General features: G+C 71.3%; 18 protein-coding genes and 2 tRNA genes. 15 read left to right on the forward strand and 5 right to left on the reverse strand.

The window, feature by feature from the left end; all coding sequences use genetic code 11:
- Positions 1 to 22: 22 nt before the first annotated feature.
- From ACFWZ2_RS22850 to ACFWZ2_RS22860, 3 genes are all read left to right on the forward strand, one after another.
- Positions 23 to 113: transfer RNA gene (locus ACFWZ2_RS22850), tRNA-Ser, on the forward strand.
- Positions 114 to 353: 240 nt separating this feature from the next.
- Positions 354 to 426: transfer RNA gene (locus ACFWZ2_RS22855), tRNA-Arg, on the forward strand.
- A gap of 368 nt (positions 427 to 794) precedes the next feature.
- On the forward strand, positions 795 to 1,226 hold the full coding sequence (locus ACFWZ2_RS22860) for a ricin-type beta-trefoil lectin domain protein (RefSeq protein ID WP_384548417.1): 432 nt from the start codon (positions 795 to 797) through the stop codon (positions 1,224 to 1,226).
- Between the two features lie 217 nt (positions 1,227 to 1,443).
- Here the strand turns inward: ACFWZ2_RS22860 and ACFWZ2_RS22865 are convergent, their stop codons facing one another.
- A complete protein-coding gene (locus ACFWZ2_RS22865) occupies positions 1,444 to 2,103 on the reverse strand; it encodes a response regulator (protein ID WP_384548419.1) in 660 nt (219 codons plus the stop codon).
- Positions 2,100 to 3,260 (reverse strand): sensor histidine kinase, encoded by a 1,161-nt coding sequence (locus tag ACFWZ2_RS22870; protein WP_384548421.1) that lies wholly within the window; start codon positions 3,258 to 3,260, stop codon positions 2,100 to 2,102. Before ACFWZ2_RS22870 ends, ACFWZ2_RS22865 begins: the two co-directional genes overlap by 4 nt.
- 251 nt (positions 3,261 to 3,511) lie before the next feature.
- Between ACFWZ2_RS22870 and ACFWZ2_RS22875 the strand changes: the two genes are divergently transcribed.
- The 10 genes from ACFWZ2_RS22875 (at position 3,512) to ACFWZ2_RS22920 (ending at position 14,997) form a co-directional block, all read left to right on the forward strand.
- On the forward strand, positions 3,512 to 4,219 hold the full coding sequence (locus ACFWZ2_RS22875) for a hypothetical protein (RefSeq protein ID WP_384548423.1): 708 nt from the start codon (positions 3,512 to 3,514) through the stop codon (positions 4,217 to 4,219).
- Positions 4,212 to 4,781 carry a hypothetical protein gene (locus ACFWZ2_RS22880; RefSeq protein WP_384548425.1) on the forward strand — a complete coding sequence of 190 codons (570 nt, stop codon included), beginning with the start codon at positions 4,212 to 4,214 and terminating at the stop codon, positions 4,779 to 4,781. The genes ACFWZ2_RS22875 and ACFWZ2_RS22880 overlap by 8 nt, the downstream gene beginning before the upstream one ends.
- Before the next feature lie 13 nt (positions 4,782 to 4,794).
- Complete coding sequence (locus ACFWZ2_RS22885; protein WP_384548427.1) at positions 4,795 to 5,667, forward strand: DUF2797 domain-containing protein; 873 nt, start codon at positions 4,795 to 4,797, stop codon at positions 5,665 to 5,667.
- A gap of 73 nt (positions 5,668 to 5,740) precedes the next feature.
- Positions 5,741 to 6,634, forward strand: coding sequence for an amidohydrolase family protein (locus ACFWZ2_RS22890; RefSeq protein WP_384548429.1), 894 nt, complete (start codon positions 5,741 to 5,743; stop codon positions 6,632 to 6,634).
- Positions 6,635 to 6,715: 81 nt separating this feature from the next.
- Complete coding sequence (locus tag ACFWZ2_RS22895) at positions 6,716 to 7,468, forward strand: response regulator transcription factor (RefSeq protein WP_384548431.1); 753 nt, start codon at positions 6,716 to 6,718, stop codon at positions 7,466 to 7,468.
- A gap of 101 nt (positions 7,469 to 7,569) precedes the next feature.
- Complete coding sequence (locus tag ACFWZ2_RS22900) at positions 7,570 to 9,102, forward strand: sensor histidine kinase (RefSeq protein WP_384548433.1); 1,533 nt, start codon at positions 7,570 to 7,572, stop codon at positions 9,100 to 9,102.
- 26 nt (positions 9,103 to 9,128) lie between these two features.
- On the forward strand, positions 9,129 to 10,469 hold the full coding sequence (locus ACFWZ2_RS22905; protein ID WP_384548435.1) for a glycosyltransferase: 1,341 nt from the start codon (positions 9,129 to 9,131) through the stop codon (positions 10,467 to 10,469).
- Positions 10,466 to 12,517 (forward strand): ArnT family glycosyltransferase, encoded by a 2,052-nt coding sequence (locus ACFWZ2_RS22910; protein ID WP_384548437.1) that lies wholly within the window; start codon positions 10,466 to 10,468, stop codon positions 12,515 to 12,517. Before ACFWZ2_RS22905 ends, ACFWZ2_RS22910 begins: the two co-directional genes overlap by 4 nt.
- A gap of 116 nt (positions 12,518 to 12,633) precedes the next feature.
- The gene (locus ACFWZ2_RS22915) at positions 12,634 to 14,136 is read left to right on the forward strand and encodes an MFS transporter (RefSeq protein ID WP_384548439.1); all 1,503 of its coding nucleotides are present in this window, start codon (positions 12,634 to 12,636) and stop codon (positions 14,134 to 14,136) included.
- Positions 14,137 to 14,220: 84 nt separating this feature from the next.
- Positions 14,221 to 14,997, forward strand: coding sequence for a TetR/AcrR family transcriptional regulator (locus ACFWZ2_RS22920; protein ID WP_384548441.1), 777 nt, complete (start codon positions 14,221 to 14,223; stop codon positions 14,995 to 14,997).
- Between the two features lie 309 nt (positions 14,998 to 15,306).
- On the opposite strand, the gene ACFWZ2_RS22925 is transcribed toward ACFWZ2_RS22920, so the two are convergent.
- The 3 genes from ACFWZ2_RS22925 to ACFWZ2_RS22935 all read right to left on the reverse strand — a co-directional run bounded on the left by ACFWZ2_RS22925 (position 15,307) and on the right by ACFWZ2_RS22935 (position 19,348).
- The gene (locus ACFWZ2_RS22925) at positions 15,307 to 16,125 is read right to left on the reverse strand and encodes a YceI family protein (protein ID WP_384548443.1); all 819 of its coding nucleotides are present in this window, start codon (positions 16,123 to 16,125) and stop codon (positions 15,307 to 15,309) included.
- Positions 16,126 to 16,287: 162 nt separating this feature from the next.
- On the reverse strand, positions 16,288 to 18,831 hold the full coding sequence (locus tag ACFWZ2_RS22930; protein ID WP_384548444.1) for an MFS transporter: 2,544 nt from the start codon (positions 18,829 to 18,831) through the stop codon (positions 16,288 to 16,290).
- A 13-nt stretch (positions 18,832 to 18,844) separates the two neighbouring features.
- Entirely contained in the window at positions 18,845 to 19,348 is a 504-nt protein-coding gene (locus ACFWZ2_RS22935; RefSeq protein WP_384548446.1) for a MarR family winged helix-turn-helix transcriptional regulator, read from the reverse strand.
- Between the two features lie 180 nt (positions 19,349 to 19,528).
- On the opposite strand from ACFWZ2_RS22935, the gene ACFWZ2_RS22940 reads away from it, so the two are divergent.
- Both ACFWZ2_RS22940 and ACFWZ2_RS22945 read left to right on the forward strand, forming a co-directional pair.
- Entirely contained in the window at positions 19,529 to 19,729 is a 201-nt protein-coding gene (locus tag ACFWZ2_RS22940; RefSeq protein ID WP_384548448.1) for a hypothetical protein, read from the forward strand.
- Between the two features lie 205 nt (positions 19,730 to 19,934).
- Positions 19,935 to 21,443 carry a recombinase family protein gene (locus tag ACFWZ2_RS22945; RefSeq protein WP_384548450.1) on the forward strand — a complete coding sequence of 503 codons (1,509 nt, stop codon included), beginning with the start codon at positions 19,935 to 19,937 and terminating at the stop codon, positions 21,441 to 21,443.
- The last annotated feature ends 170 nt before the right edge of the window (positions 21,444 to 21,613 follow it).

Here is a 21,613-nt window from a genome sequence, read left to right on the forward strand (position 1 = left end):
CGCTCGCGCAGGTGTGCAAGCTGGAGGCGTCGCCTAGTCCGGTCTATGGCGCCGCACTGCTAATGCGGTTTGGGACTTAAATCCCATCGAGGGTTCAAATCCCTCCGCCTCCGCTGCAAGATCCGAAGCCCCGGTCCCTCTGGACCGGGGCTTCGTTGCGTACGGCGTCGCACAGGGTGTTGCGCGGGGTGTTGCGCCCGGGGCCCCGGTGGCGCCCCGGGTGACGTTTCCGCAGGTCACAAGGGGTTCGACTAACGGATTTCACATGGCGGCGGCAGTCATGTAATGTTCTTCCTGTCGCCGCGAACGGGCCGAAGGGCCGGGGAGCGGAGACGGAAAACAAAATAAAACAAGCACTCGTAGCTTAACGGATAGAGCATCTGACTACGGATCAGAAGGTTGCAGGTTCGAATCCTGCCGAGTGCACAGCAGACCAGAGGCCCCGTGGAGAGATCCACGGGGCCTCTGGCTTTTGTTGTGACGGCAACGTCCGACGGCGTGCCTGGCGGCAACCACCCAGGCACATGCCGTCGGCTCTCGGCCTTCCTGAGGTTGTCTCAGGTCCGATGTTGCATGGGCGCGGTGATGGCGCCTCGCGAGCTGCCGCCCGGCAACCCTGGTTCCTTGAGAGATGTCCAAGGTGCATCAGCAACAAGGGAAACGTGTCTGTTCGGCCCCTGTCCGCCGTGGCCAATTACGACGCTAGGCACTGCGCGCCGCGTGTTGCGAGAGTGGGATGCCTGTAATCCGGCGGGAAAATCCGGCGGGAACATGAAATCCCGGAAGGGGGATTTATGCCGCGTCCTCTCAAGACGGCGACGTATTCCATCCAGGTGTTCAGCGACGACACCAATCTCGACGCCTACCAAGGCCAAGGGGTGTGGACTCGCGACCCGCAACTGGGCTACCAGGAGTGGCAGCTGGACCTGGTGAGCGAGACACCCGAAGGCACGGGGATCTACACGATCAAGACCACCGTGCCCCAGTACGAGGGCAAGTGCCTTGAGGCCACCGCTCAGGGTGGCGAAGTAGTGCTGCGCGACTACAACCCCGACAAGCTGTCCCAGCTCTGGGTTGTGGACCTGGGGCAGGAGCAGACCGCAATCGAGAGCCGCAAGTTCCGGGCGCTGGTCCTCACGGCCAATGGCGTGGACACCGCGGTGACGCTCAAGGAAAAGCAGGGCGAGTCGCCCGCTCAGACCTGGTCCTTCTACAACAAGGGATAGGTCAAGGGGAAAGCTGTTCGCTTCTCGCGCTTTCTTCTTTCGCCGCAGGCGGTTGATGAATAGTGCGTGCATTTCCCGCGGTTCCGCTGAAAAGGCGGAACCGTCGGGTGGACGACAGCGCGGGCGCACTCCTCGGGCCCGAGGAGGGCACGACAACTGGGCCGTGGTGCTGGCCGCCGCCGTGTGGCCGCGGCGGAGATGCGGCTCCTTCGGGGCCTCAGGTGCGGCCTGCCAGGCCTGATTCCCAGGCCCATGCTGCGATGCCTACGCGGTTGCGGGCCTTCAACTTGGCCTGGATGTTGGCGATGTGGGTCTTCGCCGTGCCGGGGGAGATGAAGAGGGCCGCGCCGATCTCGGTGTTGGTGAGGCCGTCGGCGACGAGGCGGGCGATCTCCTCCTCGCGGGCGGTGAGGGGGGAGGGGGCGCCCGGCACCGGTGGGGGGACGGGCGGCGTACGCAGGAGGCGCACCGTGATCTGCGGGCTGATCAGGAGGTCCCCGGCCATCGCGGCGCGCACGCCCTCGATGAGGAGGCCGGGGCCCGAGCGCTTGAGGAGGAAGCCGCAGGCGCCGTCGCGCAGGGCCGTGCGGACGTAGTCGTCGTGGTCGAAGGTCGTGACGACGAGGACGCGCGTCGGGTCCGTGACGTCGGGGCCCGCGAGGCGCCGGGTGACCTCGAGGCCGTCGAGGCCCGGCATGCGGATGTCCGCGATGACCAGGTCGGGGCGCAGCCGGTGCGCGAGGTCGACCGCGGCCAGGCCGTCGGGGGCCTCGCCGACGACCGTCATGTCCGGCTGGGAGTCGAGGATCAGGCGGAATCCGCTGCGGACGTCGTCCTGGTCGTCGGCGAGGACGATGCGGGTGTGCGGGGCGGTCACTTCGGCTCCTGGGAGGGTGCGCAGGCGGGTACGGGGTGCGGCCCGGCGGGGTCCGTGGCCGTTCTGGGCAGGACCGCCGTCAGGCGCCAGCCGTCCGTGCCGTGCGGGCCCGCGGTGAGCGTGCCGCCCAGGGCCTCGGCGTGTTCCGTGAGGGCGGGCAGGCCGAGGCCGCCGCGGGTGGCGCGGTTGCGGGGGGCCGGTGTGCGGCGGGCGGCCGGGGCGTCGTTGGACACGTGGAGCTCCACCGACGCGGGTGTGAGGGTCAGGGTGATCCGGGCCAGGGTGGCCGCGGGGGCGTGTCTGCGGATGTTCGTCAGGGCCTCGACGACGATGCGGTACGCGGCCGCGCCCGCCTCGCGGGAGAGGGCTCCGGCCGTCCCCGGCGGCATGCGGAGTTCTGCGCCGGTGGCTCCCGCCGCCGTGAACTCGTCGACGAGGGACGGGAGATGGTCGAGTCCCGGCAGGGCGGCCGTGGGGGAACGCTCGGGGCCGTGCAGCATCTCCACGGTGCGGTCCATCGACGCGAGGGCGCTCAGGCCCGCCTTCTCGATGCGCTCCAGGGCGAGTACCGCCTGCGCCGGGTCCGTGGCGGCGACGAAGCGGGCCGCCTGCGCCTGGACGACGATGCCGCTGATGTCGTGGGCCACGAAGTCGTGCAGATCGCGGGAGAGTTGGAGCCGCTGGGCGCGGCGTGCCTCGGTGACGGCGTCCCTGCGGCGCAGCTCCACGTGGCGCGGGTAGGCGCCTGCCGCGGCCGCGCCGACGGCGGGGAGCAGCCAGAACGCCGCGGCCCCCGTCCGTTCCAGGAACGATCCCTCGATCAGTGGATACGGCCATGCCGCGGCCGCCACCGCGGCGAGCGGGGCGGCGAACCAGGCCTCGGGCCACGGCGACCGGCGGACCACCGCGGCGAGCAGAAGCAGCAGGAGCGCGGCCTCCGACAGCTTCCAGCCGGAACCGACGTGCAGGCCGGCCGCCGGGTAGCCGAAGGTGGCCAGCAGGGAGAGGGCCGCGCAGACCGCGGTGGGCGTGGCGAGCCGGTCGCGGCGCCCGCGGACCAGGAGGAGGGCCGAGGCGCAGAGCGCGGCCGCGGTCGGCAGGCAGCCGAGTGCCAGTGCCTGGGCCGACGTCGTGCTCGCCGCGAGTGCCGTCGTCATGCTCTTCCCCCCGTCGCGCCCCTGGTGGGCCCGCTGGTCAGCGTACGAGAGGGGGGTCCGCGGGCGATCTCTGCCGAACGGCATAGGGGCCGGGGGCGCGGCGTGGATCTCTGTGCTGATCGGCGGATGGGCCGGGGCGGGGGGTGCGGGCGAGGCTGTTTCCCGTTCGGCAAAGCGCCGCAACGGGAGGGGAGTTCGTCATGGGATCCGGTTCTTCACGAGGCGTCCGCAGGGGTCGTGCCGTTGGTGTGGTGGGCGCTGCGGCGGCGCTCGCGGGAGTGGCGGCGGCGGGGCCCGCGCCCGCGGATTCCGCCGGTGGCGGCGCCCCGGACACGTCGTCCGCGGCCACCGCTTCGTACGACGTGAGGAGCACGGCGTACGACTCGAAGAGCACGTCGTACGACTCGAAGAGAGGCGCGTACGGCTCGAAGGGCAACGGCAAGGCCCGAGTTCAGGGTTCCGGGCGGATCTCGTACGCCTACTCGCCCGACGACACCATCAAGTTCAGCGTGGACGCGGAGGCCGTGCCGTTCACGCGGCCGATGCCCGGGCTCTCCCTGCCGGGGCTGCCCACGGACGCCCGCGGCACCGTGAAGTTCACGCACTACTCGCCGGGGGCCGAGAAGTTCGGCTGGTCAAAGGCGCGGGTGGACTGCATGGCCACCGGGGGCGGGACCGCGACGCTCACCGCGATCGTCACGAAGACGAATGTCGGCAAGGTGGGCAAGCGGATCGGGATCAGCATCCAGCAGGGGCGCGGCGGCGAGCCCGACCGGCTCGGGTTCGGATGGGACATCGTGAACTTCGAGCCGCGCAGGACCGACGGCAAGGGGGTGGCCGTGGAGTCGCCGGTCGGCACGTGCATGGCGCCCGCGCCGTTCGCGCCGGTCGTCAAGGGCGGGTTCGAGGTCGTGCACGCGGACCTGCCCGCGCTGCCCGGGGCGGTGCGCCGTGGCTGAGACACTCCTCGCACCCGTACCGGCATCCGTACCGGTACCCGTCCCGAGTGCGCCGCGCGTGCCCCGCTGGGTCCGCTGGGCCGCGCACGGTGCCGCGCTGAGCGTCGTCCCGTCGGGTCTGTGGCGGATCGCCATCGCCTTCGGGTGGGACTCCGGGTTCGGCGGGTTCCTCGATCCGTCGCACTTCCCGGGGAAGGGCTCCTTCTATCTGGTCGGCCTCAGCCTGTTCGCCGAGGCGCTCGGGCTGCTCACCCTGGGGCTCGTGCACCGCTGGGGCGAGGTGCTGCCCGACCGGGTGCCGCTGCTCGGCGGGCGGCGGATCCCGACGGCGGCGGCGGTGGTCCCGGCCGCGCTCGGGGCGGCCGTCGTCACCCTCGTCACGGTCACCGGTGCGTTCAGCTGGAACAACTCGGAGAACATGGGATCACCAGAGGCGCCCGACGGAGCCTTGTGGTGGGTCATGACGGGTTGCTACGCGCCGCTGCTCGCCTGGGGGCCGCTCCTCGCGGTCGTCACCGTGGCGTACTGGTGGCGGCGCAGGCACGGCGAAGCGGCGGGATGAGGGGAACAGCACGGTGGAGTGGCGTTGCGCGGGGCTCGGCTGGCCGGACGGGAGCCCCGTGCTGCGGTGGCAGGGCGGCAGACACAGCGCCCTCGCGTACGGGCAGGACATCGGTTTCCGGGCCGTCGGCGAGCGCCGCTGCGTGGGGGCGCGGGGAAACCCGTGCCCCCACCGGGCCGTGGTGCCGGGGCGGGCCACGCAGGCGCGCTGTCCGGAGTGCGCGCGGCTCGACCGGGCGTTCTCGGTCGCGGCGGACGGGGTGCCCGACGATCCGCGGCCGTACCGGGTGTATCTGGCGTGGTTCGGTCCCGGCCTGGTGAAGGTCGGCATCACGGCGGAGGAGCGGGGGGCCGTGCGGCTCCTGGAGCAGGGGGCGGTGGCGTTCTGCTGGCTGGGGCGGGGGCCGCTGATGGCGGCGCGGCGTACGGAGGAGCTGCTGCGGGCCGCGCTCGGGGTGCCGGACCGGGTGTCGTACGACAGGAAGCGGGCGGTGCGGGCGGCGCTGCCCGAACGGGCCGGGCGGGCCCGGGAGTTGGACGACCTGTACCGGCGGGCCGTGGGGCTCGACGGGTGGGCCGAGACGCTGGAGCCGCTGGGGTTCGAGGTCGGCGACCATGCGGAGGCGTTCGGTCTCGCGGGGCTGCGGGCGGCGACGGGGGTCGTGCGGGAGCTGGCCGACGGCGGGGCGGTCGCGGGGCGGCTCGTCGCGGCGGCCGGGCCGGATCTCCATCTGGCGGGCGACGGGGGCGTGTTCGTGGTGGACGTCCGGCTGCTCGTGGGGTGGGAGCTGGTGCGGGCCGACGCGGGGGCGGGGACGACGGTGCCGGTGCGGGCGGTGCAGGGCGGGGAGGGCGGGGGTTCGGCCGAGCAGGAAGGGCTGTTCTGAGGACTGCGGGGGGAAAGGCCCGGAGCCGGTAAGGGGTGGACAACATCGTTGCCGGGGACGGAGGGTGGGGCCCATGTGTGATCCGTCCGTGGTGACTGTCGACAGCGCGGGGGCCGAGGCCGAGGGCGTCCGGAGGTTCTGGGAGCGGCTCGGGGTTCCCGGACTCATCGATGTGCACACGCACTTCATGCCGGAACGCGTCCTGAACAAGGTGTGGGCGTACTTCGACGGGGTCGACTGGGCCATCACCTACCGGCACGAGGAGGAGCGCAGGGTCGCGCTGCTGCGGGAGTTCGGGGTGCGGGCCTTCACCTCGATGCTCTATCCGCACAAGGCGGGCATGGCGCAGTGGCTCAACGGCTGGTCGCGCGACTTCGCGGGGCGCACGCCCGACTGTCTGCACACCGCGACGTTCTTCCCCGAGCCGGGCGCGGAGGCGTATGTGCGGGAGGCCGTCGAGGCCGGGGCCCGCGTCTTCAAGTCGCACATACAGGTGGGTGGTTACGACCCGAACGACGCCCTCATCGACGGCGTGTGGGGCCTGCTCGCCGAGGCCGAGGTGCCCGTGGTCATCCACTGCGGCTCCGGACCCGACCCGGGCAAGCACACGGGCCCCGAGCCGATCGCCAGGCTGCTCGCGCGCCATCCCCGGCTGCGGCTGGTCGTGGCGCACATGGGCATGCCCGAGTACGCCGAGTTCTTCGCGCTCGCCGAGCGGTACGAGGAGGTGCGGCTCGACACGACGATGGCGTTCACGGACTTCAGCGAGCGGATCATGCCGTTCCCGCGCGGCGAGGCACGGCGGCTCGCGGACCTGGGCGACCGGGTGCTGCTCGGCTCCGACTTCCCCAACATCCCGTACACGTACGTCCATCAGCTGGAGTCGCTGGAGCGGCTGGGGCTGGGGGACGACTGGATGCGGCGGGTCCTGTACGGGAACGCGGCGGGAGTCTTCGGGCTGGGGTGAATCCCGCGGCCCTCCGCTTTCTCAGGGAATTCACAGGTTCAGAAAAGAGAGCTCTCAGAGCCGCCCAGCAGTCTTTCGGGCATGACCACGACCTCGCCCCAGGCGCGTACCGAACTGCTCAGGCCGGACGGGAGCCCCGTCCGTGTGCTCGTGGTGGACGACGAGGAGTCGCTCACCGAGCTCCTTTCGATGGCCCTGCGCTACGAGGGCCTGGAGATCCGCAGCGCCGGTGACGGCGCGGGCGCGGTGCGGGCCGCGCGCGCGTTCCGGCCCGACGCCGTGGTGCTCGACATGATGCTGCCCGACATGGACGGCCTCTCGCTGCTCGGCAGACTGCGCCGCGAGATGCCGGACGTGCCCGTGCTCTTCCTGACCGCGAAGGACGCGGTCGAGGACCGGATCGCCGGGCTCACGGCGGGCGGCGACGACTACGTCACCAAGCCCTTCAGCCTGGAGGAGGTCGTGGCACGGCTGCGCGGCCTGATCCGGCGCGCCGGGGCCGCCGCGGGCAAGCGCGGCGAGTCCACCCTGGCCGTCGGCGACCTGACCCTCGACGAGGACAGCCACGAGGTGACGCGGGGCGGCGACTCCATCCATCTGACCGCCACCGAGTTCGAGCTGCTTCGCTACCTCATGCGCAATCCGCGCCGGGTGCTGAGCAAGGCGCAGATCCTCGACCGGGTGTGGAACTACGACTTCGGGGGCCAGGCCAACGTCGTCGAGCTCTACATCTCGTACCTCCGCAGGAAGATCGACGCGGGGCGCGAGCCGATGATCCACACGCGTCGCGGGGCCGGATACCTGATCAAGCCCGCCGTGCCCGTGCCTTCGTGAGAGACGCCTCCGCGCGAAGTGCCTCCGCGCGAAGTGCCTCCGCGCGAAGTGCCTCCGCGCGAGGTGCCTCCGCGCGAGGTGCCTCCGCGCGAGGTGCCTCCGTGCGACGCGCCTCCGTGCGACGCCTCATCGGCGCCCGGCGGCGCGGCCCCCGCACGCTGCGCACACGGCTCGTCCTGTCCGCCGTCGCGCTGATCGCCGTGGTGTGCGCGGTGATCGGGACCGTCACCACCATCGCGCTCACGTCGCATCTGTACGAGCAGCTGGACAGCGCGCTCGACGGTGTGGCCAAGCGCGCATCGGGCCCGCCGGGACCCGGCGGGCAGCGCGATCCGCTGGAGTTCGTCTCGCGCGGCCCGCAGGAGATCGGCACCATCGGCGCCGAGGTGCACGACGGCTCGGTGGGCCGCGCCCTCATCAGCACCGAGGCCGAGAGCGGCAGCGCAAGCCCGCTGCCGGACGCCACACCGCTGGACGAGGACCAGGTCGCCGCGCTCTCCTCCGTGCCGAGGGACGCGCACCCGCACAACGTCGACATCCCGGGGCTCGGCGAGTACCGCGTGGCGTACACGCCCGGCATCACCGGCGACTTCCTCGTCGGCATCCCGACCACCAAGGTCCAGAACACCCTCAGCACGCTGGTCGTCGTCGAGATCAGCGTCACCGCGGCGGGCCTCGCCGCCGCCTCGCTGGCCGGTGCCGCGATGGTCGGCGTCGCGCTGCGCCCGCTGCGCAGGATCGCCACCACCGCGACCCGTGTCGCCGAACTCCCGCTGCACAGCGGCGAGGTGGCCCTGCACGAGCGCGCCCCCGACGCCGACCCGCGCACCGAGGCCGGCCAGGTGGGCGCCGCGCTCAACCGCATGCTCGACCACGTCCACTCCGCGCTCGACGCACGCCAGCGCAGCGAGACGCGGGTGCGCCAGTTCGTCGCGGACGCCAGCCACGAGCTGCGCACCCCGCTGGCCTCCATCCGCGGCTACGCCGAACTGACCCGCCGCGGCCACGAGTCCACGGGCCCCGACACGCGGCACGCGCTCGGCCGGATCGAGTCCGAGGCCGAGCGGATGACCGGTCTCGTCGGGGACCTGCTGCTGCTCGCGCGGCTCGACGCGGAGCAGCCGCTCGCGTACCAGGACAGCGATCTCGCGCCCCTGGTCGTCGACGCGGTCAGCGACGCCCGCGCCGCGGGCCCCGGCCACCACTGGCGCCTCGAACTGCCCGACGAACCGGCCTCGGTGCACGCCGACCGGGCCCGGCTGCACCAGGTCGTCGTCAACCTCCTCGCCAACGCCCGCACCCACACCCCGCCGGGCACGAAGGTCACGGCCCGGGTGTGCCGCGAGGGACCCCACGTACGTCTGGACGTCGAGGACGACGGCCCCGGCATCCCGCAGGAGCTGCTGCCCGCCGTCTTCGAACGTTTCGCCCGCGGCGACGCCTCGCGCTCGCGCCAGGCGGGCTCCACCGGGCTCGGGCTCGCGCTCGTGCGCGCCATCGTGACGGCGCACCACGGCACGGTGACCGTCGAGAGCGCGCCGGGCCGCACGGTCTTCACGGTCCTCCTCCCGGCCGTCGGCACTGCCCCGTCCCTCCCCTCACAGGCGGGCCACAGCCTCACCACACAGCCCTGACAGACCCCTTGGCGAGTGTCGTTTCCATGCGAACCGACACTTCCCCGGGCGTCCTCCCGCTGCGGGAACACCTTCCCGCCGCATGGCGCGAAGTGCCCGTCCTGGACGTCGTGATCCCGGTCCACGACGAGGAGAAGGACCTGCGGCCGTGCGTCCTGCGGCTGCACGACCACCTCGCCCGCACCTTCCCCTACCCCTTCCGCGTCACGGTCGCCGACAACGCGTCCACGGACCGCACCCCCGAGATCGCCGCCGAACTGGCCGCGTCCGTACGGGAGGTACGACATGTCAGGCTCGACCGGAAGGGCCGCGGCCGGGCGCTGCGCGCCGTCTGGTCCGCGTCCGACGCGCCGGTCCTCGCGTACATGGACGTCGACCTCTCCACCGACCTCAACGCGCTGCTTCCGCTGGTCGCCCCGCTGATCTCGGGCCACTCGGACCTGGCCATCGGTTCGCGCCTGACGCGCAGTTCACGGGTGGTGCGCGGCCCCAAGCGGGAGTTCATCTCGCGTACGTACAACCTCATCCTGCGCGGCTCGCTGCACGCCCGGTTCTCCGACGCCCAGTGCGGCTTCAAGGCGATCCGCGGCGATGTGGCACGCGTCCTGCTGCCGCTGGTCGAGGACACCGGATGGTTCTTCGACACCGAGATGCTGGTCCTCGCCGAGCGCGCCGGGCTGCGCATCCACGAAGTGCCGGTCGACTGGGTCGACGACCCCGACTCCACCGTCCACCTGGTCAGGACGGCCACGGACGACCTCAAGGGCGTATGGCGGGTGGGCCGCGCGCTCGCGGTCGGCGCGCTGCCGCTCGGCCGGCTCGCCCGCCCCTTCGGCGACGACCCGCGCGACAGGGAACTCACCGGCGTCCCCGGCGGCCTGGCCCGCCAGCTCGTCGGCTTCTGCGCGGTCGGCGCGCTCTCGACCCTCTGCTACCTCCTCCTCTACAGCGGATTCCGTACGTTCACGGGCTCGCAGGCGGCCAACGCGCTCGCCCTCCTGGTCTCCGCCGTCGCCAACACCGCAGCCAACCGGAGACTCACCTTCGGGGTACGCGGCCGTGACCGCGCGATGCGCCACCAGGCACAGGGACTCGTGGTCCTCGGCATCGGCCTCGTCCTCACCAGCGGCTCGCTCGCCGCACTCGGCGCGGCATCCGGCGACCCGGCGCACGCCACGGAACTCGCGGTCCTGATCGCGGCGAACCTCGCGGCGACGGTCCTGCGCTTCCTGCTCCTGCGGGCCTGGGTGTTCCCGGACCGCGCGGCGCGGACCACACCGCCCACCTCGTCGTACGGGTACGAGACGACCCCCCACGCCCCCGACCAGCCGGTGCCCCACGCCGCCGATCCGAGGAACGCCCGATGACGACAACTCCCGCCGCCCCCGCAGCACTTCACCCACCCCGGGCGGAAGGGGCGCACGGGCGCCCGGCGGCGCCGCTCGCCCGGCTGTGGCGCGGCCGCCCCGACGACCCGCGCCGGGCGCGCCCCGCGCTCCTCGGCCTGCTGCTCGCGACCGCGGTCCTCTACCTCTGGAACCTCGACGCGTCCGGCTACGCCAACTCCTTCTACTCCGCGGCCGTCCAGGCGGGCAGCCAGAGCTGGAAAGCCCTCTTCTTCGGCTCGCTCGACGCGGGCAACGCGATCACCGTCGACAAGCCCCCGGCGTCGCTCTGGCCGATGGCACTCTCCGTACGCCTCTTCGGCCTCACCTCGTGGGCGATCCTCGTGCCGCAGGTCCTGATGGGCGTGGCGACGGTCGGCGTGCTGTACGCCGCGGTGCGCCGCCGGTTCGGCGCGGCCGCGGGCCTGATCGCGGGCGCGGTCCTCGCGCTGACGCCCGTCGCCGCGCTGATGTTCCGCTTCAACAACCCCGACGCGCTGCTCGCCCTCCTGATGACCGTCACCGTCCACTGCGTCCTGCGCGCCCTGGAGCACGGCCGCACCAAGTGGCTGGTGTGGGCGGGCGTCGCGGTCGGCATCGCCTTCCTCGCCAAGACGCTGCAGGCGTTCCTGATCCTGCCGCCGCTCGCGGTCCTGTACGCGGTGTGCGCACCGGTGCGGCCGCGCAGGCGCCTCGGTCAACTCGCGCTTGCCGCGGGCGCGATGGTCGTCGCGGGCGGCTGGTGGGTCGCGATCGTGGAGCTGTGGCCCGCGTCCTCCCGCCCCTACATCGGCGGTTCGCAGAACAACTCCTTCCTTGAACTGACCTTCGGCTACAACGGCCTCGGCCGCATCAACGGCGAGGAGACCGGCAGCGTCGGCGGCGGTGGCGGCCCGGGCGGCGGCCCCGGCGGCGGACGGTGGGGCGAGACGGGCCTCGGCCGGATGTTCGGCTCCGAGGTCGGCGGCCAGATCTCCTGGCTGCTGCCCGCCGCGCTGATCCTCCTGCTGGCGGGTCTCGTCCTGACCCGCGGGGCACGCCGCACGGACATCGCGCGGGCCGCGTTCGTGGCGTGGGGCGGCGCGCTCCTGATGACCGCGGCGGTCTTCAGCTTCATGGCGGGGATCTTCCACCAGTACTACACGGTGGCCCTCGCCCCCTACATCGCGGCGCTCATCGGCATGGGCGCCACGGTCCTGTGGGAGGAACGCGCCAAGTGGTGGGCGTGCGCGGTGCTCGGCGCGACCGTCGCGGGCACAGCGGTCTGGGCGTACGTCCTGCTCGGCCGCACCCCCGACCACCTGCCGTGGCTGCGCTGGGCGGTACTCGTCGGCGGCCTCGCCGCGTCCCTCGGCCTGCTCCTCGCGGGCCGCGCCGGACGCCACCTCGCCCTGGCGGCGGTGGGCCTCGGCTGCGCGGCGTCCGTGGCGGGCCCGGTGGCGTACACCCTGTCGACGGTGGACAGCGCGCACACCGGCTCGATCGTGACGGCGGGCCCGGCGTCGGCGGGGCGGATGGGCGGTCCCGGCGGAGGCTTCGCCGGGATGCGCCCGCCGGGCCAGAACGGCAAGCCGGGCGGCATGGCCAAGCCCCCCACGGGCGGCGGCTTCCCCGGCACCGGGCCGGGTGCAGGCACCGGCACCCTCCGCGAAAGCGGCATACGCGGCGGCGGCATGGGCGGCCTGCTCGACGGCGCGCAGGTTTCCGCCAAGGCGAAGAAGCTCCTGGAGACGGACGCCGATGAGTACACCTGGGCGGCCGCGGCCATCGGCTCGCAGAACGCGGCGAGCTACCAACTGGCCACCGGCGACCCGGTGATGGCCATCGGCGGCTTCAACGGAAGCGACCCGTCCCCGACGCTCGCGCAGTTCAAGCAGTACGTGGCGGACGGCGAGATCCACTACTTCATCGCGGGTGGCATGGGCGGCGCGGGCGGCTCGTCCGCGATCACGTCGTGGGTCGAGAAGAGCTTCGAGAAGGTGACGGTGGGGAGCGCGACCCTCTACGACCTGACGCAGCCCAGGACGTAGCGGAGGACCCGGCAGCCATAAATCGTCTTGTACGCCGTACGAGACCTGTTCTACGGTGTACGTCGCACCAGCCTCGTACACCGTAGAAGCAGATCTCAGAAGTTGAAGGAGCGTGCATGACGGCGCCGACCGCCGAGACCCCGACCGCCTCACCGAGGCACCCGCAGCGCTGGCTGATCCTCGGCGTCATCTGCCTCGCCCAGCTCACCGTGCTGCTCGACAACACCGTCCTGAGCGTCGCGATCCCGTCCCTCACCAAGGAACTGGACGCGTCCACCTCCGACATCCAGTGGATGATCAACGCGTACTCGCTCGTGCAGTCGGGCCTGCTGCTCACCGCGGGCAGCGCCTCCGACCGCTACGGCCGCAAGAAGATGCTCGTGGCGGGCCTCGCCCTCTTCGGCATCGGCTCGCTCTCCGCGGGCCTCGCGGGGACCTCCGGACAGCTCATCGCCGCCCGCGCGGGCATGGGCATCGGCGGCGCCCTCCTGATGACCACGACGCTCGCCGTCGTCGTGCAGATCTTCGACGACACCGAGCGCGTGAAGGCCATCGGCCTCTGGGCGACCATCAACTCGCTCGGCTTCGCGGCCGGTCCGCTGCTCGGCGGCTTCATGCTGAACCACTTCTGGTGGGGATCGATCTTCCTGATCAACATCCCGGTGGCGCTGCTCGGCCTGGCCGCGGTCATCAAGCTGGTCCCCGAGTCCAAGAACCCGCAGGGAGACCGCCCCGACCTGCTCGGCGCGCTGCTCTCGACGATCGGCATGGCCTCGGTGGTCTACGCGATCATCGTCGGCCCCGAGCACGGCTGGACGTCGTCGCACGTCCTGGTCTCCGCGGCGGTCGGCGTGCTCGTCCTCGGCGTGTTCGCGTTCTGGGAGCTGCGCATCCCGTACCCGATGCTGGACATGCACTTCTTCCGCAACCAGCGCTTCATCGGGGCGGTCGCGGGCGCGATCCTCGTCGCCTTCGGCCTCTCGGGCTCGCTCTTCCTGCTGACCCAGCACCTCCAATTCGTGCTCGGGTACGAGCCGTTGGAGGCGGGCCTGCGGACGGCGCCGCTCGCGGTGACCATCGTCGCCCTGAACCTCGCGGGCGTCGGCGCGAAGCTGCACGCCAAGATGGGCACGCCCGTGACGATCGCGTCCGGCATGACCCTGCTCTCCCTGGGCCTCGGTGCCATCGCGGTGCTCGGCGGAGACAACTACAACGGCCTGCTGTTCGGCCTGATCGTCATGGGCGCGGGCATCGCCCTCGCCATGCCGGCCATGGCCAACGCCATCATGAGCGCGATACCGCCGGAGAAGGCGGGCGTGGGCGCGGGCATCAACGGCACGCTCGCGGAGTTCGGCAACGGCCTGGGCGTCGCCGTGCTCGGCGCGGTCCTCAACTCCCGCTTCGCCTCGCTCATCGCGGTCTCCGCGGCGTCGTTCCCCGCGGCGATCGCCGCGGCGAAGTCGACGGACGAGCGCGAGCGGATCGCCGACGCGTTCTCCTCGGGCCTCGAGACGAGCCAGCTGGTCGGTGCCGCGGCGGTGTTCGTCGGCGGCCTGCTGGCGGCCGCGTTGCTGCGCAGGGCGGAGAGGGCAGACTCCGTGCAGCAGAAGGCGGCATAGCATCGGAGGCGGGCGGACGAGCACATTCCACAACGCTCACCCGCCCGCCCCCTGCTCCCCCAGGACCTACGAGGAAGGTGCGCCATGGCGAAGGCGGCGGCCGAGCGCACGAAGCGCCCGGAGAGGACGAGTGTCTGGCTGCAGGAGAAGGCACCACGCGGCCGCGGCCGCAAGGGCGACCAGCCGAACGGCCTCGACCGCGACCGCATCACCGAGGCCACGATCCGGCTCCTGGACGCGGAGGGCCTCGCCAAGTTCTCCATGCGCAGGCTCGCCGGGGAGCTGAACGTCACGGCGATGTCCGTGTACTGGTACGTCGACACCAAGGACGACCTGCTCGAACTCGCCCTCGACTCGGCCTGCGGCGAGATGGACCTGCCCGACACGGAGACGTTCCCCGAGGCCTGGCGCAACCAACTCCGCGCCCTCGCCGACGAGTACCGCGCCCTGCTGATCCGCCACCCCTGGGTGTCGCCGCTGATCGGCCGGTTCCTCAACATCGGCCCGGACTGGCTCGCGTTCTCCCTCGCGGTGCAGCGCGCGGTACGCAACACCGGGCTCGCCACGCACACGCAGAACGGGGCGATCTCCGCGGTCTTCCAGTTCGTCTACGGCTTCGGCACCATCGAAGGCCACTTCATCGCGCGGAGCAACGAGGCGGGCCTCACCCAGGAGGAGTACTACCAGGCGGCCCTCGGCACCGTCCAGGAAGGCCTCGGCCGCCACGAGGTCCTGGAGAGCGCCAACGAGCTCATGAAGGCGAGGGGCGGGGACACCGTCGCAGAAATGTGGGAACGCGACTTCACGATCGCCCTGGACCTCTTGATCGCCGGCATCGAATCCCTCCTCCCCAAACCTTGACCCCCTGCCCCGGCCCTGCGCCTCCGTGAGCGGCACAGCGGAGCAACCCCCACCGGTCCGCAGGCGCAAACGCGCGCGAGGGGACGTGGGGGTATGTGCGCACGGAGCACGGTGCCCCACGCTGGCGGCAAACACTGACGGAGGCACAAGCCACGGGATAGCGAGTACGCACATACCCCCGCGGCCCCGCCCCACAGACAAAGCGAAGGCGAGACCGAGCCAAGGCCAAGCCCAAGCCCAAGCCCAAGCCCAAGCCCAAGCCCAAGCCCAAGCCCAAGCCCAAGGCCAAGCCCAAGGCCAAGGCCAAGCTCAGCCCTGCGGCACCCCCTCCCCCTGCACCGCCTGAATGTCCAGCTCCACCCGCAACGTCGTCCCGATGGCCGAAATCCCCGCCTGCACCACCTGGTTGTAGTTCATGGCGAAGTCCTCCCGCCGCAACTCGGCCGTGGCCCGGAACGCCGCCCGTGTCCCACCCCACGGATCCGCCCCGGTCCCGAGATAGCTGAGCTCGAGGTCCACGGGCCGCACCACCCCGTGCATCCCCAGCTCCCCCTGCACCACCCACCGATCGGCCCCCGCAGGCACAAGCCCGCTCGACCGATACGTGATCTCCGGGTACCGGTCGACATCCAGGAAGTCGGGCGACTTCAGATGCCCGTCCCGCATCCCGTTCCCCGTATCGATCGACCCCGACCGAATCACCGCCTCGACCCGCGACTTCTCCACGTCCTCGGCGATCTCCACCCGCCCCCCGAACTCCGTGAACCGCCCGTGCACGCTGGTGATCCCGAGGTGCTGCGCGACGGCGGCCACCGTGGAGTGCGCGGGGTCGATCGTCCACGGCCCGGGCGGCGGCAGCTCCGTACCGCCCTGCCGGGCGAGGACGACGTTGCCGACCTCCGCCCGCCCGCTCGCGGTGACCAGCGCGGTCGAGGCGACCGGCGCGTACCCGACGGCGGTGACGATCACCGTGTACGGCCCGGACGGGAGCGCCGTGGCGTCCCGCACGGCACCCTCCTCGTCCGCCGCCGCACGCAGCACCTGCGCCCCCGTCATGTCGGTCACGGTGACGACGGCGTGCGGCACGGCCCAGCCGTCACGCGTGCGGATCCGAGCGTTGAGTCCCATCCCGTTTACTCCTTGCAAGCTTCAAAAGACAAAACAGACGACCCCCGGGCGGCGATGACCGGCCGTCCCCTGCCGTGAACGCCACCGCCCGCCCGGGGGCCCTTTCCGCAACCGGCCCGTGGCCCCGCCTCCGCTCGGGGCGCGACCACGGACCGGGGCCGGTCACTCGCCCGGGTGGGCGAGCTGGATGTCGTGGTCGTCGACACCGCTTCCGGTGACCGTGAGACCGGTCGCCACCGGCGGGTACCCGGTCGCGATGACCGTGTACTCACCGCTGTCCAGGTCGGTGAAGGCATAGGCCCCGTCCGCCCCGGTGGTCGCGGTGGCGACGACGTTGCCCGCGGCGTCCACGAGCGTGACGCGGGCGTCGTTGAGCGCCGCACCGCCCGCCCGCACGGTGCCGAGCACCTGCGCACCGGAGTTGAGCTCGACCTCGACCCGGGTGACCCCGGCGCCGCCGACCTCGACGGGCAGGGCGATCGGCCGGTGACCGGCGGCGTTGACCGCGACGGTGACCGTGCCGGGGACCAGCTCGGCGAAGGTGAACTCGCCCTGCTCGCCGGAGAGTCCGGTGGCGAGGACGTCGCCGCGGACATCGGTCACGATGACCATGGCGGCGTGGACGGGCAGCTTGCTGTCGGCGTCGCGGACGACACCGCTGAGCCCGCTGGTGCCGCTCAGGAGGATGTCGTACGCGAGGGAGTCCTCACCCACGACGACGGTGGACGCCTGCGGCTGGAACCCGTCGGCGGAGGCGATGAGGACGTACGACCCGGCGCCGGGGGCGTCGACGGCGTAGGACCCGTCGCCCTGCGCGACGGCACGGCCCAACTGCCGTCCCCCGAGGGAGATCAGCGTGACGGCGGCCCGGGGAACCGGCACGCCCTCGGCACCACGGACGAAGCCGTGGACCGGGATGCCGCCCGTGACCTGCGCGGGGATGCCGTCGGCCGCGGACGCCGCACTCGCCACGGCGGCGAGCTGCTGCGTGCCGTCGGGCCCGGCCTCGGTGTGCGAGGCGACGGAGGCGAGGACGGGCTCGTCGGCGACGGCGGCCGGAGCGGCAGCAGCGGGAGCGGCAGCGGCCGGAGCCGCACTGTCGGCCGACTCCCCGGCGGCCTGGGCGAGGGCGCCCGACGTCCGCAGCGGAACTTCCTTGATGAAGATCGTGATCAGGAAGGCGAGGAACGCCATCGGCGCGGCGATCAGGAAGACATCGGCGATGCCGTGCCCGTACGCGCTCTCCATGACCGTGCGGAACGGCTCGGGGATCTTGTCGAGGTCCGGGATGCCGCCGCCGCCCGTGCCGCCGTGGCCGAACCCGGCCGCCTTGGGCCCGAGGTCGGTGAGGCCGTCCTTGACGTAGTCGGTGATGCGCGTGGCCATGATGGCGCCGAGCGCCGAGACGCCCATCGCACCGCCGAGGGAGCGGAAGAACGTGACGGTGGAGCTGGCGGAGCCGAGGTCCTCGGGGGCGACCTGGTTCTGCGTGCAGAGGACCAGGTTCTGCATCATCATGCCGATGCCGAGACCCATCAGGGCCATGAAGATCGCGATGTGCCAGTACTCGGTGTCGTAGCGGATGGTGCCGAGCAGACCGAGGCCCGCCGTCACCAGGAGACCGCCGCTGACCAGCCAGGCCTTCCACTTGCCCGTCTTGGTGATGACCTGGCCGGAGACCGTCGACGAGACGAACAGGCCGCCGATCATCGGGATCGTCATGACGCCGGACATCGTCGGGGACTCGCCCCGCGCCAGCTGGAAGTACTGGCTGAAGAAGACCGTGCCCGCGAACATCGCGACACCCACGAAGAGCGAGGCGAGCGAGGCGAGCGTGATGGTGCGGTTGCGGAAGAGCCGCAGCGGAATGATCGGCTCGCTCGCTCTGGACTCGACGAAGACGAAGATCAGCGCGAGCAGCACCGAGCCGCCGACCATGGCCCCGGTCTGCCAGGACAGCCAGTCGTACTTGTCACCGGCGAAGGTGACCCAGACGAGGAGCAGGCAGACGGCGGCGCTGATGAAGAAGGCACCGGCCCAGTCGACCTTGACGTCCCGCTTCACGACGGGGAGCTTCAGGGTCTTCTGCAGGACGATGAGCGCGATGATCGCGAAGGGCACACCGACGTAGAAGCACCAGCGCCAGCCGAGCCAGCTCGTGTCGGTGATGACACCGCCGAGCAGCGGACCGCCGACGGTCGCGACCGCGAACGTGGCGCCGAGGTAGCCGGAGTAACGCCCGCGCTCCCGCGGGGAGATCATCGCGGCCATCACGATCTGGGCGAGCGCCGAGAGCCCGCCGACGCCGATGCCCTGCACGACGCGGCAGGCGATCAGCATTCCGGCGCTCTGCGAGAGCCCGGCGACGACCGATCCGCCGACGTAGATGACCAGGGCTATCTGTACGAGCGCCTTCTTGCTGAAGAGGTCGGACAGCTTGCCCCACAGCGGGGTGGTCGCGGTCATCGCGAGCAGCGAGGCGGTGACGACCCAGGTGTAGGCGGACTGGCCGCCGCCGAGGTCGCCGATGATCTCGGGCAGGGCGTTGGAGACGATGGTCGACGACAGGATCGCGACGAACATGCCGAGCAGCAGCCCGGAGAGCGCTTCCATGATCTGCCGGTGCGTCATCGGGGCGTTCGCGTCGTGCTGCGCCCCGTGCTTGGCGTGGCTGCCCCGCACACCGGATGGTGTGGTTGTTGCCATGGGCTTCCTTTTCTTACGCGGGTGTACGGGTGGTCTCTGGGGTGGTCTGGGTGTCGTGGGGGGAGTGGGGCAGCCGGGCCGAAGCCGCGCGGCAGTCCCCGAAGCTGTCGCGCAGGCGCGCGAGCAGCGTGCTGAGCTGGACCACTTCGTCGTCGGTCCAGTCGTGCAAGTAGTGGGTGAGCGCCCGGATGGAGAGCTCGGAGAGCTCGTCCACCTTGGCCTTGCCGTCGGGCGTGAGACGCAGGATCCGGGAGCGCTTGTCCGCGGGGTCGGGATCCCGGTGGATCCACTGCCGCTCCGCGACATGGGCGACGTGCCTGCTGGTCACCGACATGTCGACGGCGAGCAGCTCCGCGAGCCTGCTCATCCGCATCGCGCCGTGCCGGTCGAGCAGGATGAGTACGGCGGCGGATCCGGCGGGGCAGTCGTGCGGCAGGGCCCGTCCCAGGCCACGCTTCACGGCGCCGATGGCGCTGAGCTGTCGGGCCAGCTCCTCGTACTGACGCTGCGCGGCCACGGCACCTCCTGTGAATTTAATTTGTTGCTTAGGGCAACGATAGAGACAGTTGGTTGCCGCAGGCAAACTAAAACGGGACCAAGGTCCTAAAGAGTCGGCAAAGGTCTGGGGCCGTGCTCGTAAAGTCCCTGGCCAGAGGGGGTTGGGCCCGGAGCGGTGGATTCGCTAGGGTCCTGCTCCATGGCACACAACCCCCAGGGTCCCCAGGGCAACCCCGACCCCGCCGGCAGCACGCAGATGTTCCGCGCCTTCGTGGACGAGGCCCCGCAGGGCCGACAGCAGGCCGCTGCCGCCAAGCCGGGGCCACGCATCGGTCTCGTCGTCGGCGTCGTTCTCGCGCTCGTGGTCGTCGCGGGTGTGGCCTGGCTGGCGTTGAAGTAAGGGCTCCGCTGCGCGTCCTGTGCGGGTGCTCCGTGGCGGGGCGCGCAGTTCCCCGCGCTCCTGAAGGGGCGCCTCTGTCCCCGACTCCCGCCCTACTTCCAGTCCACCGACACGTCCTGCGTCTCGATGTGCATGCCCAGCGGCACACGCCACGCGTCCACGGATACACCTTGCTATAGGTGCCGCGCCATCGGATCGTGGCGGCATGACTTCAGAGACCACGCTCCTGGGCCGTGAGTACCTGCGCGTTTCCAACGACCGGGACAAGCAACGCCGTTCGGTGACGGAGCAGCACGGCGAGAACGTTGCGGCGACCGCCGAGCATGGCATCACGCTGGGGGCGCCGTACGACGCCGACAACGACAAGTCCGCGTCCAAGTTCGCCACGAAGCGCCGCGCTGACTTCGAGCAGTTGATCAGCGACTTAAGAGACGGGTCGTTCGGGGCGCAAGTCCTGGTCCTGTGGGAGAACTCCCGGGGCAGCCGCAAGGTCAGCGAGTGGGCCGTCCTGATCGAGCTCCTTGAAGAGACGGGCGTCCTGGTGTTCATCACCACGGACGACCGGCTCTATGACCCGTCCCGGCCCGCAGACCGGAAGGTGTTGCAGTCCGGCGCCATCGACAGTGAGCAGGAAGCGCTGCGCACGTCGACCCGCACCCGCCGCACGGCCGCTGCAGAGGCCGCCAAGGGCCGCCCGCACGGACGCCCGCCCTACGGCTTCCAGCGTGAGTACGACGCCAAGACGGGCCGACTGATCACCTGGATACCGGACACGGCCACGGTGCCCGACAGCGACCACCCCGAGGGCATGATCCCGAAGTCAGAGGTTCCCGTGGAGCTGTTCAACCGGCTCAAGGGCGGGCACTCACTGACGGCCATCGCCCAGGACTGGAAGCGGCGCGGCATCGTCAACGGCTCCGGTGACCCCTTCGCCAGCCAGCACTTGCGGTCCATGGCGCTCAAGGTCGCGTACATCGGCAAACGCGTCCACCGAGGGACCGTCGTCAACGGGACGTGGAACGGCCTGCTCAAGGGGGCCAAGGGAGAGGCGACGTTCTACGCCGTCCAACGCATGCTGGCGGAGCCCGGCCGGGCGAAGTCCCGCAACGGCCGTGCCAAGCACGAGATCTCACGGATCATCAAGTGCTATGAGTGCGACGCCCCCATGAAGGCGATCATGCGCCCCGGCAAGGGCGGGGCGAAGCAGCCGCGCTATCAGTGCGCGGGGAAGGGCTGTACTCGGGTGGATAAGGCCGGAGTGGACGAGGTGGTCATCGGGGCGATGCTCGCCTATCTGGCCTCGGACAAGGTGTACGCCGACTTCACGGCGTCGCCGGACGACGCCGAACGGGCCGACTCGATCAGGGTTGAGGTCGCTGAACTGCGGCTGAAGCTGGATGAGATGGAGAACGCGACCCCTGAAGACCTCCACGAAGCGAAGGTGTTGGCTCGCTCCACCAGGGCCCTGACGGAGAAGATCCAAGGACTTGAGAGTGAGGAGCGGCAGTTGATGCTGCCCGACGCTCTACAGGACTTGATCGAGCCCGGCGCCGACGTCGCGAAGCGGTGGGACGCCGTGCCGATCACTGCGCGCCGCGCTGTGGCTCGACTGCTGCTCAGTCCAGGGGTGTTGGGTGAGGTGCGCATCCAGCGAGTGGGGAGCGGCGTGAAGGCGGACGCGGTTGATCGAATCGAGTGGAAGCGTGATCGCTGATCTGTGCTAACGGCCGTAGCAGGCGTACGCTGTTGGTATAGCTGAACATCGAGTTGCTAGTCCCCAGGTGTCTTGAGCGGCGCAATGCCGACAGGGCAAGCAAGGACGAACGGTGAATCGCACGGGCGCAACGCCCGTGGGGATGGCGCAACGCCGACCCGAGCGGAGAC

This window comes from Streptomyces sp. NPDC059002, assembly GCF_042740435.1.
In the GTDB taxonomy this organism is placed as follows: Bacteria; Actinomycetota; Actinomycetes; order Streptomycetales; family Streptomycetaceae; genus Streptomyces.

Coding starts and splice junctions, on each gene's coding strand:
- ACFWZ2_RS22910 (WP_384548437.1), top strand. CDS start 10,466: ATGACGACAACTCCCGCCGCCCCCGCAGCACTTCACCCACCCCGGGCG.
- ACFWZ2_RS22940 (WP_384548448.1), top strand. CDS start 19,529: ATGGCACACAACCCCCAGGGTCCCCAGGGCAACCCCGACCCCGCCGGC.
- ACFWZ2_RS22890 (WP_384548429.1), top strand. CDS start 5,741: ATGTGTGATCCGTCCGTGGTGACTGTCGACAGCGCGGGGGCCGAGGCC.
- ACFWZ2_RS22930 (WP_384548444.1), bottom strand. CDS start 18,831: ATGGCAACAACCACACCATCCGGTGTGCGGGGCAGCCACGCCAAGCAC.
- ACFWZ2_RS22915 (WP_384548439.1), top strand. CDS start 12,634: ATGACGGCGCCGACCGCCGAGACCCCGACCGCCTCACCGAGGCACCCG.
- ACFWZ2_RS22860 (WP_384548417.1), top strand. CDS start 795: ATGCCGCGTCCTCTCAAGACGGCGACGTATTCCATCCAGGTGTTCAGC.
- ACFWZ2_RS22905 (WP_384548435.1), top strand. CDS start 9,129: ATGCGAACCGACACTTCCCCGGGCGTCCTCCCGCTGCGGGAACACCTT.
- ACFWZ2_RS22925 (WP_384548443.1), bottom strand. CDS start 16,125: ATGGGACTCAACGCTCGGATCCGCACGCGTGACGGCTGGGCCGTGCCG.
- ACFWZ2_RS22870 (WP_384548421.1), bottom strand. CDS start 3,260: ATGACGACGGCACTCGCGGCGAGCACGACGTCGGCCCAGGCACTGGCA.
- ACFWZ2_RS22920 (WP_384548441.1), top strand. CDS start 14,221: ATGGCGAAGGCGGCGGCCGAGCGCACGAAGCGCCCGGAGAGGACGAGT.
- ACFWZ2_RS22895 (WP_384548431.1), top strand. CDS start 6,716: ATGACCACGACCTCGCCCCAGGCGCGTACCGAACTGCTCAGGCCGGAC.
- ACFWZ2_RS22945 (WP_384548450.1), top strand. CDS start 19,935: ATGACTTCAGAGACCACGCTCCTGGGCCGTGAGTACCTGCGCGTTTCC.